Source organism: Blautia sp. DFI.3.45 (assembly GCF_020593505.1).
GTDB classification, from domain to species: Bacteria; Bacillota; Clostridia; order Lachnospirales; family Lachnospiraceae; genus Blautia_A; species Blautia_A wexlerae.
This window is the reverse complement of record NZ_JAJDMI010000033.1, coordinates 25,225-40,519: the sequence shown is the minus strand read 5'-3', so window position 1 is coordinate 40,519 and position 15,295 is coordinate 25,225. Positions and strand designations below refer to the sequence as shown.

The following is a 15,295-nucleotide window of genomic DNA, read 5'->3' as shown; positions in this document are numbered from 1 at the left end:
TCCTTGTTTTGGTTCAAGGTTACGAACGAGCACCGCGAGTTTCGCAATTACCTAATATCAGTAATGAGAGCGGCCGCAGATTCCAGCTTAAAAGTCAAGGCTTTTGTAATCTTTTTGTTAGACCCTTAAGACTAACTAAGGGTATAGATTATCTAAATACCATTGTGCTGTGAACAGTAACATATTTTCTTATAGACATGATATAGTATGAGTGCTATAATAAAAATAATTTTTTATGGCATTTATTGGCAAACCGGTTGAAAAGCCGGGGCGCAAAGCCAGAAGGAGCTAAAGTCAGATTGAAATCTGGCCATGCCAGCCGGTTGCATCATGCCTCAGTGATAAAAAAAGGTAAATGTTAAATGGGCATTATGGAAAAAGTTCCTGTAAAATTTTTTACAAGGAACTTTTTTTTGTCTTCAAGCGGATATTCGCAACCTCCGCAGGAGACTTACCTGATTCGGTTAAATTTTGATGGAAAATAGAGAAGAACAGCAGGAATGGAGAAAAGATGAAAGGAAAAAGAGTGATTGCAGGCATTCTGCTTGTGGGAATTTTAGCAACTGCCCTGGCAGGGTGCAAAAATGCAGATGTTACTAAAAAAGAAAGAGAAAATCCCGTTATCACCCTGGGCAGTGACAGTTATCCGCCATACAATTATCTGAATGAAGATGGAATCCCCACAGGAATTGATGTGGAACTGGCTACAGAAGCTTTCAGAAGAATGGGGTATCAGGTGGATGTTGTCCAGATCAACTGGGAGAAGAAAAAAGAACTGGTAGAAAGCGGAGAGATTGACTGTATTATGGGCTGTTTTTCCATGGAAGGACGCCTTGACGATTACCGCTGGGCAGGACCATACATAGCAAGCCGTCAGGTAGTTGCTGTAAATGAGAGCAGTGATATCTATAAACTAAGTGATCTGGAGGGAAAGAACCTTGCCGTCCAGTCCACAACCAAACCGGAAGGCATTTTTCTGAACCGGACGGATGAAAGGATCCCCAAACTGGGCAATCTGATCAGTCTTGGGCACAGGGAACTGATCTATACCTTTCTGGGAAAAGGATATGTAGATGCAGTTGCTGCACATGAGGAATCCATTGTCCAGTACATGAAGGATTATGATGCAAGTTTCCGTATCCTGGAAGATCCGCTGATGGTGGTCGGGATAGGTGTTGCTTTTGCAAAAGAGGATGACAGAGGAATCTGTGAGCAGATGGATCAGACGCTGGAAGAAATGCGTCAGGATGGCACATCCCTGAAAATCATTAAAAAATATCTGGATGATCCCCAGAAGTATCTGGAGGTGGATGATCTTGGATATTAGGAGAAGAATAAAAGTAAAACGATTTTGGATATTCGGCATTCTGCTTGGAATCTGTGTGACTGCAGTTTCCCTGTATTACTTTTTTCGGGCAGAGAAAAAGGAAGCAGAGAACAGGATGGTGGAAACTGTAAACTATGTCAAAGTGCAGTGTTCCACCTACACCCATTATAATGAAGCTTCGGAATCTAAAAGTCTCCTCCGCGCCATTGAAAGTGCCAGACAGATGAGTACGAATATCGACATGGAAACAGAAAACGGCGGCCGGCTAAGCCAGGAGTTTCTGAAAGAAAATCTGCAGACCCTCTGGGTGGATGGTATCCTTGTGCTGGATGCAGAGGGAAAGACAGTCTGCAAATACAGCATGGATGAGGCTCTGACCAATGAGATCACAGATTATCTGCAAAAAGACATTATCATGGATTTTACCGGATATGAAGAAAGATCTTATTCGGAACGGATTGACCGAGAAGACGGATCACGTATCGACATTGCAGCCTGTGCCAGAAAAGATGGGCCAGGTATGGTTGCAATCTATTATTATACATCTTCGGAATTTGTCAGAAATTATACCCTGACAATACAGAACCTTTTAAAGGGCTATAGCACTCAGAAAGATGGAACGATTATTGTTGCAGACAAGGGAACCATTGTTGCCAGCAACGATGAAAGCCTGCTGGGACAGGATACTGCCGGCAACCAGGTTGTCCAGGCAATGAAAGAGCATACAGACAGTCAGCATATTTTTCATTTAAAAAATGAAGGAACCGGAGGTTACGGAATCATGCTGAAGCAGAGGGATTATTATATTTATGCCTATCTTCCGGATACGGAAGTATTCCGTAACCTGCCGCTAAGTGTAACAGCTGTCGTTTTTCTTTATTTACTCATATTCGGTATATTCTGCTTCTGGGGTTACAGAGCGGATCTGGCACATCGGAAACAGGAAAAGGAAAAAGATGAAAAATATAAAGCAGAACTTCTAAGAGCAGCAAAAAAAGCAGAAGCAGCCAATGAGGCAAAAACTGAGTTTCTGCAGAGAATGAGCCATGATATCCGGACACCGATCAATGGAATCTGCGGCATGATCAATGTGGCAGACCATTATGCAGACAATATGGAGAAACAGACGGAATGCAGGGCAAAGATCAAAAAGACATCCCATCTGCTGCTGGAACTGATAAACGAGGTTCTGGACATGAGCAAGCTGGAGTCAGATGAAGTGGTTCTGGAAGACATCCCATTTAATCTGAACAGTATTTTTGAGGAAATACTGGGTGTGATCGAACATATGGCTGCGGAGCAGAACATCCGGATCATTTGGGAAGAGAAAGAAGTTACACACTGGAATCTTATTGGAAGTCCGGTGCATGTGAAACGGATTCTGATGAATATTTTGTCCAATGCGGTGAAATATAACAAAGAAAACGGATATGTCTATATCAGCTGTCGGGAAATCCCATCGAAACAGACAGCAATGCCCACATTGGAATTTGTCTGCAGAGACACCGGAATTGGAATGACAGAGGCATTCCAGAAACGCATTTTTGAACCATTTGCACAGGAACATGCAGGAAGCCGCACAAAATTCGCCGGAACAGGACTGGGAATGCCAATTACAAAAAAACTGGTGGAGAAAATGGGCGGAACCATTTCCTTTGAAAGTAAAGAAGGCACAGGGACTACATTTGTGATCCGGATTCCATTCCAGATTGATGCAGATATGAAGGACAGGAATGAAACGGAAGAAAAAACAGAAACTTCTATCCAGGGGCTCCATGTTCTTCTGACAGAGGATAATGAGCTGAATATGGAGATTGCAGAATTTGTGCTTCAGAATGAAGGCGCTGTGGTGACAAAAGCATGGAATGGACAGAAGGCTGTTGACATATTCAGAAAAAGCAGACCTGGAGAATTTGATGCTATTCTTATGGATATTATGATGCCTGTCATGAATGGATATGAAGCAGCAAAGATGATCCGCTCTCTGGACAGAGAGGATGCAAAAGTGATACCGATCATTGCCATGACAGCAAACGCGTTCACTGAGGACAAAATGAGAGCAAAGGAAGCAGGAATGGATGAACATATTGCCAAGCCTGTTGATGGGAAATTATTAGTAAAAGTGATCAATGAGTTAGTAAAACGCAATCAGAGGGAGAAGTTATAATGAAAAAGAAAAAATGGAACAAGTTAGTTTCTGTGCTTTTGGCGATGGTGACAGCCGTATCACTTCTGTCTGGCTGCGGCGGGAAAAGTGCGGAAAAAGAAGATGCAGAAACCATCACAGTGTATTTATGGAGCACAAAGCTGTATGAAAAATATGCGCCATACATCCAGGAACAGCTTCCGGATATCAACGTTGAATTTGTAGTAGGCAATAATGATCTGGATTTCTATCGTTTTCTGAATGAAAACGGCGGATTGCCGGATATTATAACCTGCTGCAGGTTTTCCCTCCATGATGCAAGCCCCCTGAAGGACAGTCTGATGGATCTTTCCACAACCAATGCTGCAGGTGCTGTCTATGATACCTACCTTAACAATTTCAAAAATCAGGATGGCAGTGTAAACTGGCTTCCTGTGTGTGCAGATGCCCATGGCTTTGTAGTGAACAAAGATCTTTTTGAAAAGTATGATATTCCTCTTCCAACGGATTATGAAAGCTTCGTTTCTGCCTGCCAGGCATTTGATGAGGTGGGTATCCGTGGGTTTACTGCAGACTATTACTATGATTATACCTGTATGGAAACACTGCAGGGTCTGTCTGCATCAGAGCTGTCTTCTGTGGATGGACGTAAGTGGCGTACCATCTACAGTGACCCGGACAATGCAAAGAGAGAAGGTCTGGACAGTATTGTCTGGCCGGAGGCTTTTGAACGTATGGAGCAGTTTATTCAGGATACAGGGCTGAGCCAGGATGATCTGGATATGAATTATGATGATGTGGTTGAGATGTACAAAAGTGGTAAGCTTGCCATGTATTTCGGCAGTTCTGCCGGTGTAAAAATGTTCCAGGATCAGGGCATTAACACAACATTCCTGCCATTCTTTCAGCAGAACGGCGAAAAGTGGCTGATGACTACACCATATTTCCAGATAGCTTTAAACCGTGACCTGACAAAGGATGAAACACGTCGGCAGAAAGCAATGAAGGTACTGAACACAATGCTTTCAGAGGATGCGCAGAACCGGATCATTTATGATGGGCAGGATCTGTTAAGCTATAGCCAGGATGTGGATTTCCGGCTTACGGAATATCTGAAGGATGTGAAACCTGTGATCGAAGAAAACCATATGTATATCCGTATTGCGTCAAATGACTTTTTTTCCATTTCCAGGGATGTGGTGTCTAAGATGATCTCAGGAGAATATAATGCAGAGCAGGCTTATCAGTCATTTAATTCCCAGCTTCTTGAAGAAAAATCCACTTCTGAGGATATTGTGTTGGATTCAAAGAAAACTTATTCCAATCGTTTCCATACCAGCGGAGGCAATGAAGCCTATTCTGTTATGGCAAACACTTTGCGCGGTATTTATGGGACGGATGTGCTGATTGCAACAGGAAACAGCTTTACAGGAAATGTACTGAAGGCCGGTTATACAGAAAAAATGGCAGGCAACATGATTATGCCAAACGAGCTTTCCGCTTACAGCAGTGAGATGAGCGGGGCAGAACTGAAGGAAACGGTCAGAAACTTCGTAGAAGGCTATCAGGGAGGCTTTATCCCCTTTAACCGCGGCTCTCTGCCTGTGTTCAGTGGTATTTCTGTAGAAATCAGGGAAACGGATAATGGTTATACATTGAGTAAAGTTTCAAAGAATGGAAAACAGATTCAGGACAAGGATACTTTTACTGTGACCTGCCTTGCAGCACCACAATATATGGAAGCTTATCCGGCAGAGGAAAATATTGTATTTGATGGAGGGGATACCTCTGTGGAAGATACCTGGACAACATATGTTTCAGATGGTAATGCCATTCTTGCAGAGCCTGAAGACTACATTACTCTGAGGTGAGAAGAATGGATGTTAAGAATCATAATACAAACAGAAAGAAACGGGTTGTGAGAAAACGATGGAATGCAGCAGTTCTTATTGCCCTATTTGTTGGAATCCTTTTGACTGTTTTCCAATATTTGGGGTTTGTATCGAAGACTGTTTATGAGGAAAGTGTTTCTCACCTGACAGAAATTTTTCATCAGTCTGATAATATGCTAAGTGAGCTGACAAATAAGAATCTGACTTATCTCCATATATGGGGGGAATATCTGCAGAACACTTCCGATGAAAGTGAAATTCGTGAGTATATAGAGAAAGCACAGGAAGATGCAGGCTTTTTAGATTTTTATTTCCTGTCAGCGGACGGGAACTATAAGATGGTAACAGGTGAAACCGGGTATCTGGGATTACAGGAAAATATTGAAGATGAGATCCGGCAGGGAAATGATGTGATAACCAATGCAACAGTTCCCGGAAAATCCCAGCTCCTTGTTTTTGCCACTCCCAGGCCTCATGGAAGTTATCAGGGCTTTGAATATGATGCCATTGCCATTGCCTATGAAAACTCTGATATCGTAAATGTGCTGAATATTTCTGCTTTCAATGGAAATGCCCAGAGTTATGTGGTTCATCCGGATGGCCGTGTTGTTGTGGATCATTCTTCTGAGGCATGGGGAGAGGTGTATAATTTCTTTGGGATTCTGAGAGAACATTCTACTCTGTCTGAAAAAGAGATCCTTAAGCTTTCAGAAGAGTTTAAGGAAGGACATACAGATGCAATGCTGATAAATCTGGATGGAGAGGATTACTATCTGGTCTATGAGAAATCCAAACCTCAGGACTGGATCTTTCTGGGACTTGTCCAGGCTGATATCGTCAATGCAAGTATGAATGTTCTGCAGCGTAGCACTGTGCTGCTTGTAAGTGCAGTAGCGGTGTGTATTGCCGGTCTTTTTATTGGAATTATTCTCCGGAAAAACAGGGTAAACCTGAAGAGAAAGGATACGGAGATCCTGTACAGGGACGAATTGTTTCAAAAGCTGTCAATGAATGTAGATGACGTTTTCCTGATGCTGGATGCAAAAACATATCAGGCAGATTACGTCAGTCCCAATGTGGAAAAACTGCTGGGAATTACAGTAGAACAGATTCGTAAAGATATTTGTGTCCTTGGGAAACTGCATCCCGGGGACGTTGAAGATCCGGAGAAGAAGTATCTGGAAGAAATCCAGGTTCATGAGCAGCAGGAATGGGATCTTGAATATGTTCATCAGAAAACAGGAGAACACCGCTGGTTTCATAACGTTGCAATGGGCAGCGAGGTAAACGGAAAAAAGAAATATATCCTGGTTCTGTCAGATCGTACCTCTGATAGAAAAATGAATCAGGCCCTTTCTGAGGCGGTCCGCGCTGCGGAGACTGCAAACAAGGCAAAGAGCACCTTCCTTTCCAATATGTCTCATGATATCCGTACACCAATGAATGCGATCATTGGTTTTACTACACTGGCTGTAAGCAACATTGATGATAAAGAAAGGGTTCGGGATTATCTGGGTAAGATTCTTTCCTCCAGTAATCATCTGCTCTCACTGATCAATGATATCCTGGATATGAGCCGTATTGAGAGCGGGAAAATCCATCTGGAAGAGACGGAAGTCAGTCTGTCAGAGGTTCTTCATGATCTGAAAACCATTATCAGCGGACAAATCCATGCGAAACAGTTAGAGCTTTACATGGATGTCATGGATGTTACCAATGAGGATGTTTATTGTGACAAGACCAGGCTGAATCAGGTACTGCTGAATCTTTTGTCCAATGCGATCAAGTTTACTCCTGCAGGCGGAACCGTTTCTGTCCGGCTGAGAGAGTATCCGGGTACACAGAGAGGCTGTGAACTGTACGAAATCCGGGTAAAGGATAACGGAATCGGCATGAGTCAGAAATTTGTACAGAAGATCTTTTCTCCTTTTGAGAGAGAGCGGACTTCCACTGTAAGCAGGACTCAGGGTACAGGACTGGGCATGGCTATTACCAAGAACATCGTGGATATGATGGGTGGAACCATTGAAGTTCAGACAGAACAGGGAAAAGGTACTGAATTTATTATCCGCCTGCCATTGCGGATCCAGCCTGAGAATCACCGTATAGAGAAAATCGCAGAGCTGGAAGGCCTGAAGGCATTGGTAGTAGACGATGATTTCAATACCTGTGACAGTGTGACTAAGATGCTTGTAAAGGTTGGAATGCGTTCGGAATGGACACTTTCCGGTAAGGAGGCTGTTCTCCGCGCACGACAGTCTATGGAAATGGGTGATGCATTCCATGCTTATATCATTGACTGGCGTCTGCCGGATATGAACGGCATTGAAGTTACCCGTCAGATCCGAAGTCTTGGTGATGATACACCGATCATTATCCTGACTGCTTATGACTGGTCAGATATTGAAGTGGAAGCCAGGGCAGCAGGGGTGACTGCATTCTGCTCCAAGCCTATGTTTATGTCAGATATCAGAGAGACTCTGATGGCTGCAATCGGCCAGAAGCAGGCTGAGGCAGAGGATAATATCCTTCCGGCAGCAGATTCAGATTTCAGAGGCAGGCGCATACTGCTTGTGGAAGATAATGAACTGAACAGTGAAATTGCAGTAGCACTCCTTAGTGAATATGGTTTTCAGGTTGATACAGCGGAAGATGGAGCAGAGGCTGTGGAGAAGGTTAAGAATTCAAGACCAGGTGATTATGATCTGGTGCTTATGGATGTGCAGATGCCTGTAATGAACGGATATGAGGCTACTGAGCAGATCCGTTCACTGGATGATCCGGCACTGGCGGGAATTACGATCCTTGCCATGACTGCCAATGCTTTTGACGAAGACAGAAAGAAAGCACTGGCATGTGGTATGAATGGATTTCTATCCAAACCAATTGTTATAGAGGAACTGATCAGTACATTACAAAACAGTCTGGGGTAAGTTTTCTGTTTGAACTGTGATAATGGGATATGAAAAGTGGTTTGATGAAAGCAAGGAGGAGCAACGAATGATTTGTGGAATGACGTATTTTCAGATATGTCTGTATTTTCTTATTTATTCTTTTGGCGGCTGGGTTGTTGAAGTTATTTTTCATGCAGTAGCGTTGGGAAAAGTTATAAACAGAGGTTTCCTGAATGGACCGGTTTGCCCGGTATATGGATTTGGGGTGCTTTCTGTTTTTGCTTTGCTCAATACAATTCAGGGCAGCGGGCGTCAGATGAGTGATGGAATGATTTTTGTGTTTGGAATTGTTCTGGCAACTGCGGTGGAGCTGGTTGCAGGCTGGCTGCTGGATGTGTGTTTCCACGCAAGATGGTGGGATTATTCAGATAAACCCTTTAATTTTCATGGCTACATTTGCCTGGAGTTTTCTCTGATCTGGGGACTGGCTATCGTTATGGTAGTAAAAGTTTTCCAGAAGTATGTAGAGGCACATGCGTTACATACACCTGCAACCTGGGAATGGATTGTGATAGCAGCTTTGTATGCTGTGTATCTGACAGATTTTATTGTGACGGTAGCAGTGATCCAGGGACTGAATAAAAAGCTTACCAGACTGGATAAGGTTCGCTCAGATCTGAGAATTGTAAGTGATAAACTGAGTGATACACTGGCTACGACTACGATTGGCACAGCACAGAAAGTGGGAGAAGGAAAGGTTCAGGCAACTCTTGCAGCAGCAGAACTGCGTGATGCAACTGCCGCACAGCGAGAAAAATCTATCGAAATGCTTCGTATAAAAAGAGCGGAGCTTCAGGCTCAGTTTGAGGAACTGTCCAGTTCTATTACCAATCATACCGTTGTCGGTCAGGGGCGTATCATCAAGGCATTTCCGAAGATGCAGCACAGAGACTATTCCGAACTGATTCAGGAGCTGAAAAAGAGATTAAAATAGATTAAAATGCAGAGGGAGGTTTCAGGTGAACAGACAGGCAGTACAAACCTTAAAGACTTATTTTGGATATGATACATTCAGAGAAGGGCAGGAGAGTGTTGTGGAGTCCATTCTGGAACACCGGGATGTGCTTGCAATCATGCCGACAGGAGCCGGAAAATCTATCTGTTATCAGGTACCGGCACTGATGCTGTCAGGAATTACGATTGTAATTTCTCCTCTGATCTCACTGATGCAGGATCAGGTAAAGGCTTTGAATGAAGCGGGAATACATGCCGCATTTATCAATTCTTCACTGTCGGAAAGTCAGATTAGCAAGGCGTTGTACCTGGCAGCAGGAGGAAGATACAAAATTATTTATGTTGCACCGGAACGTCTGGAAAATTATGAGTTTCTGGAATTTGCCAGACAGGTGGAGATTTCCATGGTGACAGTGGATGAGGCACATTGTATTTCACAGTGGGGCCAGGATTTCAGACCAAGCTATGTCAAAATCGTAGACTTTGTAAAAAATCTTCCCGGTCGTCCGATCGTCAGTGCTTTTACCGCAACTGCAACAGAGGAAGTAAAGAACGACATTCTCTGTACTTTAAATCTGGAAGATCCGAAAGTAGTAATCACCGGGTTTGATAGAAAGAATTTATATTACAGCGTGGAAAATATCCGGCGAAAAGACGATTTTGTGATGGATTACATAGACAGACATCCAACAGAGAGCGGGATTATTTACTGCTCTACAAGAAAAAATGTGGACAATCTTTTTGAACTGCTTTTCCAAAAAGGAGTTGCTGTTACCAGATATCATGCAGGACTGAATAATGAAACCAGAAAAAAGAATCAGGATGATTTCATTTATGACAGAACTCCTGTTATTATTGCAACAAATGCATTTGGAATGGGGATTGATAAATCCAATGTGAGATATGTGATCCATTACAATATGCCGCAGAGTATGGAGAATTATTATCAGGAGGCAGGACGTGCAGGGCGTGACGGAGAGAATTCCCAGTGTGTTCTATTGTTTTCTGCACAGGATGTTATGATCGATCGAATGCTTCTGGATAACAAAGATTTTTCCGATGTGGATGAAGAGGATGAATTTCTCATTCGTCAGCGGGATATACGAAGGCTTCAGATCATGGAAGGATATTGTAAAACAACAGGATGTCTGCGAAATTATATTCTGGAGTATTTCGGTGAAAAGACCTTCGGTCCCTGTGATAATTGTGGAAATTGTCACAGAGAATACCATGAGACAGATATGACCAGAGAGGCGAAGTGGGTAGTGAACTGTGTAGCTGAGACGAGAGGAAGGTATGGACTGACAATTGTGATTGGTACTCTGCTGGGGGCTAAGAGAGCCCGGTTGAGGGAGCTTGGAGCAGATAAGTATAAATCTTATGGAGCATTGAATGATCACAGTGAGGCAGAACTCAGGGCACTGATCAGCCAGATGACTGAGATGGGATATCTCTATCAGACACAGGAACGTTACAGTGTGCTGAAACTGGGCGATATTTCTCCGCTAAGAGATGAAAATACTCACGTGATCATGCGTACTTACGAGGAAAAAGAAGCGGATAAAAAGAAAAAGCCCCAGAAATCTGTCAGAAAACGCAGTACAGATGCGCTTACGGCAGCAGGTTACGATTTATTTGAAGCCCTGCGGAAACTTCGTCTGGAAATTGCAAAAGAGGAAGCCATGCCTCCATATATCGTGTTCAGTGATAAGACGCTGATAGATATGTGCATCAAATGTCCATCAAATGAAGAAGAAATGCTGGAGGTTTCCGGTGTGGGCAAGAATAAGTTAAAGAAATACGGTCAGAGATTTCTGGAAGAGATACAGAAGTTCTGCCTGGAACGTCCGAATGCGGTTTTGAGTATGTCGGAAGATGAAAATGGTAATCCCTGAGAACAAAGGTTGGAAAACAGATGAATATAGAAAAATATACGGAAGAATTAATCACATTGAGACATTACTTTCATCAACATCCGGAGCTGGCACTTCAGGAAGTGGAGACGTCTGCATATATCCGGAAATATCTGGAGAAACTGGGATATGAGATTGTGCCGATAGAACCTACAGGATTGATCGCGGAACTTCCATCTCTGAGAAACAGGGAGAAAATGGTTGTACTCAGGGCGGAGATGGATGCATTGCCCATACAGGAGCAGACAAATCTACCATATGCATCAGTAAATCAGGGATGTATGCATGCCTGCGGTCACGATATGATCCTGGCAGCAGCACTGATCCTTGCAAAAATTGTGGCAGAAGAGCAAAGAATGCAGGAAAATTTTCCAGTCAGGCTCCGGTTCCTTTTTGAACCTGCAGAGGAGATTGGTGAAGGTGCAAAAAGAATGCTTCAGGCCGGAGCATTAGAGAATCCGAAAGCAGATGCATTTCTGATGTTTCATTACGCAGCGGACATGACATTTGGAATGGCAGTGCATCAGGGACAGGCATCTTCCATGATCAACAGTATGCAGATTCATGTTCATGGAAAATCCAGTCACTGGTGTGAAGCGGATAAGGGGATTGATGCAATTTATGCAGCTGCTCAAGTGATAAGTGCCATTCATGATCTGAATGAAAGTTTTGGAAAACAGCATCCGGATTCAGGAAAATATATTGTGGGTACGGGTACGATCCATGGCGGTGAATATACGAATATTATTGCAGACCATGTGGTATTAAACGGAAATATACGCGCAGTTCATGAAGAAACTTACATGGCACTTGAGCACGAGCTGGAGAGAAATCTGCAGGAAATTGAAAAGCAGACTGGCACACAGATCCGTATGGAATTTCCCAAAAATCCGGTATATGCGTTTGCCAATGATGAGGAACTTACAGAGACAGCAAAGGCAGTGGGTGAAGAAGTATTTGGGGATAAGTTTGTCCTGGAAGGAGAAGATGAGCTGTTTCTTTCAGGTGATAATGCATACAGATATTTCAGAGAAACCAGAGGACTTTTCACAGTATTTCTTGCGGGAATACCAGGAGAAAATCATCCTCTGCATCATCCGAAATTTCAATTAGATGAGAGGATACTGCCGTACAGCGTGGAGACATTGTATAAGATTATAACTACATTATGAAAAAAATTACCAAAAGGACTTGAAAACTAGATTAAAATAGTATAATATAAAAACATAAACAAATTAAGAATGCATAGCAACTATAACTTATTAACGTTGAGTGACAGCAGATTGCTGAATAGTAACGGACAGACGATATACTATAAAGAAAGAATTGAGGGCAGAAATATGAAGATTACAGATACCATTAAATATGTCGGAGTTAATGACCATCAGGTAGATTTGTTTGAGGGACAGTATGCAGTGCCAAACGGAATGGCATATAATTCCTATGTGATTCTGGATGACAAGGTTGCAGTTATGGATACTGTAGATGCCAATTTCAAACATGAATGGCTGGATAATCTTGAACAGGCACTGGGCGGACGTAAGCCGGACTATCTGATCGTTCAGCATATGGAGCCTGACCATGCAGCAAATGTAGCGAACTTTCTGGAAGTATATCCCGGCACTACAGTAGTAGCCAATGCGAAGACATTTGTAATGATCAAAAATTTCTTCGGACTGGATCTGGAAGGGCAGAAACTGGAAGTAGAGAATGGTTCTACACTGAGTCTGGGAAATCATAATCTTACTTTTGTATTTGCGCCAATGGTACATTGGCCGGAGGTTATGGTGACTTATGACAGCACAGATAAAGTTCTTTTTTCAGCAGATGGATTTGGTAAGTTCGGTGCTCTGGATGTGGAAGAAAACTGGGATGATGAAGCAAGAAGATATTTTATCGGTATTGTTGGTAAATATGGCGCACAGGTACAGAGACTTCTGAAAGTAGCAGCTACTCTGGATATTCAGATCATCTGTCCGTTACATGGTCCGGTACTTACAGAAAATCTGGGACATTATATCAGCCTCTATGATACTTGGGCCTCTTACACACCGGAGGAAGAAGGAATCGTAGTTGCATATACTTCTGTATACGGACATACCAAAGAAGCAGTCAATCAGTTTGTGGAGAAATTAAAAAGCAAGGGATGTCCGAAAGTAGTTGTTTATGATCTGGCAAGAGATGATATGTCTCAGGCACTCAGTGATGCATTCCGTTACAGTAAGCTGGTACTGGCAACAACTACCTATAATGCAGGAATCTATCCGTTTATGAATGACTTTATTACCCGTCTGGCAGAGCATAATTTCCAGAACCGCACAGTGGGCATTATTGAAAACGGTTCCTGGGCACCTCTGGCAGCAAAAGTAATGAAAAATATGCTTTCTGAATGTAAGAAGATCAACTGGCTGGACACCACAGTGAAGATCATGTCCGCAGTCAATCAGGAAAACAGAGATCAGATGGAAGCGATGGCTTCCGAGCTTTGTAAGGAATATATTGCAAAGAATGATGAACTGGCAAATAAAAATGATATGACAGCATTATTCCGCATTGGTTATGGTCTCTATGTAGTGACATCAAATGACGGTAAGAAGGATAACGGACTGATTGTCAACACAGTTACCCAGCTGACAGACTCTCCGTTCCGTGTTGCAGTTAATATCAATAAGACAAATTATTCTCACCATGTTATCAAGCAGACAGGGGTGATGAATGTAAACTGTCTCTCTGTAGAAGCTCCGTTCTCTGTATTTGAACAGTTTGGTTTCCAGAGTGGAAGAAGCGTGGATAAATTTGCGGGACAGAAGGTGAATCGTTCTGATAACGGACTGATATTCCTGGACAAATATATCAACGCATTTATGTCCCTGAAAGTAGAGCAGTATGTAGATCTGGGAACTCACGGAATGTTCATCTGCAGTGTGACAGAAGCCCGCGTGGTAAGTGACCAGGAGACAATGAGCTACACCTATTATCAGAAAAATGTAAAACCGAAACCTGAAACAGAAGGTAAGAAAGGATTTGTATGTAAAGTCTGCGGATATATCTACGAAGGCGATGAACTTCCGGAAGATTATATCTGTCCATTGTGTAAACATGGAGCTGTAGACTTCGAGCCGATTGGATGACGGATTTCTCTTGTTAAACTGCTAAAGAGTGACATTCTGTCATGTGAATAGTTGTCGAGATTTCAGAGGAATCTGATTGATAAAATAAAAAATAGAGATTGTCAGTGGTTAAATTGCTGGCAATCTCTATTTTGCTCCAATATGGTACTATTATTAAATGCAGAAAATAGTACAATTACAGTTGTATTGTAAGGATGAATAGACGATGGGATATTAATAGAAACATTATGGGATGTAAAGAAATTTTGATAGACGAATTCAATAGCAATATGTTACACTTTATAAAAGTTAGAGTTTAATATATCAAAATATAAAGGGAAGTGTGTCTATTGAAACAAATTAAAAAGAAACTTCCAAAAAGAATATATTGGAATATTATGAGCTTTTTGAGCATTATGATGAAATAAAAATGTGGTATGACGGATATCGGTTTGGAAATGTAGAGGTTTACTGTCCCTGGGATATGATAAATTATTGTGACGAATTGCGTATAAATAATCTGGCGCAGCCACAGCATTACTGGTCTGATACCAGTAGTAATGAAGCGGTGAAACGCTTTATTCAGGAGACTGATAAGGGAACGGTCAGAAAGGAAATTGAGAAACTGATAGCAGGAGAAACAATTGTAAAGGAGATTCATCAGGAACTGACATATCAGGATATGTATGCTTCGATTGAAAACCTGTGGAGTGTTCTTTTTACTACGGGATATCTCACACAGACCGGAAGAAAAGATGCAAATACGTTCATGCTTACCATTCCTAATATGGAAATACGTAATATTTTTCTGACACAGATTATGGAATATTTTAAGAAAACTGTTTCTGAGAATGGAGAAGCACTTGAAGTACGGTATTGCATTTTACAAAAAGAAATGCAAAGTAATGGCAGTCAAATAAATGAAAAACAAATACAAAAAAGCAGCAGAACCATTGAGGGATAGTGATTCAATGGTTCTGCTTTTTACTGTCTGTATTG

At 42.3% G+C, this 15,295-nt stretch carries 9 protein-coding genes and 1 riboswitch; all 9 genes read left to right on the top strand.

Annotation, left to right across the window (positions count from 1 at the left end; translation table 11 throughout):
• The first annotated feature begins 237 nt into the window (after positions 1 to 237).
• Positions 238 to 331, top strand: a riboswitch (cyclic di-GMP riboswitch).
• A gap of 180 nt (positions 332 to 511) precedes the next feature.
• The 9 genes from LJE09_RS11965 (at position 512) to LJE09_RS11925 (ending at position 15,260) form a co-directional block, all read left to right on the top strand.
• Entirely contained in the window at positions 512 to 1,327 is an 816-nt protein-coding gene (locus tag LJE09_RS11965) for a substrate-binding periplasmic protein (protein WP_227311367.1), read from the top strand.
• Positions 1,311 to 3,494, top strand: coding sequence for an ATP-binding response regulator (locus tag LJE09_RS11960; protein WP_227311366.1), 2,184 nt, complete (start codon positions 1,311 to 1,313; stop codon positions 3,492 to 3,494). The genes LJE09_RS11965 and LJE09_RS11960 overlap by 17 nt, the downstream gene beginning before the upstream one ends.
• The gene (locus LJE09_RS11955) at positions 3,494 to 5,344 is read left to right on the top strand and encodes an ABC transporter substrate-binding protein (protein ID WP_022380198.1); all 1,851 of its coding nucleotides are present in this window, start codon (positions 3,494 to 3,496) and stop codon (positions 5,342 to 5,344) included. The genes LJE09_RS11960 and LJE09_RS11955 overlap by 1 nt, the downstream gene beginning before the upstream one ends.
• 5 nt (positions 5,345 to 5,349) lie before the next feature.
• Positions 5,350 to 8,298 (top strand): hybrid sensor histidine kinase/response regulator, encoded by a 2,949-nt coding sequence (locus LJE09_RS11950; protein ID WP_161276505.1) that lies wholly within the window; start codon positions 5,350 to 5,352, stop codon positions 8,296 to 8,298.
• Between the two features lie 67 nt (positions 8,299 to 8,365).
• Positions 8,366 to 9,253 (top strand): putative ABC transporter permease, encoded by an 888-nt coding sequence (locus LJE09_RS11945; RefSeq protein WP_161276504.1) that lies wholly within the window; start codon positions 8,366 to 8,368, stop codon positions 9,251 to 9,253.
• 25 nt (positions 9,254 to 9,278) lie between these two features.
• Positions 9,279 to 11,168: a DNA helicase RecQ gene (gene recQ / locus LJE09_RS11940; protein WP_227311365.1), complete on the top strand. Its 1,890-nt coding sequence runs from the start codon at positions 9,279 to 9,281 to the stop codon at positions 11,166 to 11,168.
• Positions 11,169 to 11,188: 20 nt separating this feature from the next.
• Entirely contained in the window at positions 11,189 to 12,358 is a 1,170-nt protein-coding gene (locus LJE09_RS11935) for a M20 metallopeptidase family protein (protein WP_227311364.1), read from the top strand.
• Between the two features lie 168 nt (positions 12,359 to 12,526).
• Entirely contained in the window at positions 12,527 to 14,317 is a 1,791-nt protein-coding gene (locus LJE09_RS11930) for a flavin reductase (RefSeq protein WP_227311363.1), read from the top strand.
• Positions 14,318 to 14,684: 367 nt separating this feature from the next.
• Positions 14,685 to 15,260 (top strand): hypothetical protein, encoded by a 576-nt coding sequence (locus LJE09_RS11925; RefSeq protein ID WP_227311362.1) that lies wholly within the window; start codon positions 14,685 to 14,687, stop codon positions 15,258 to 15,260.
• The last annotated feature ends 35 nt before the right edge of the window (positions 15,261 to 15,295 follow it).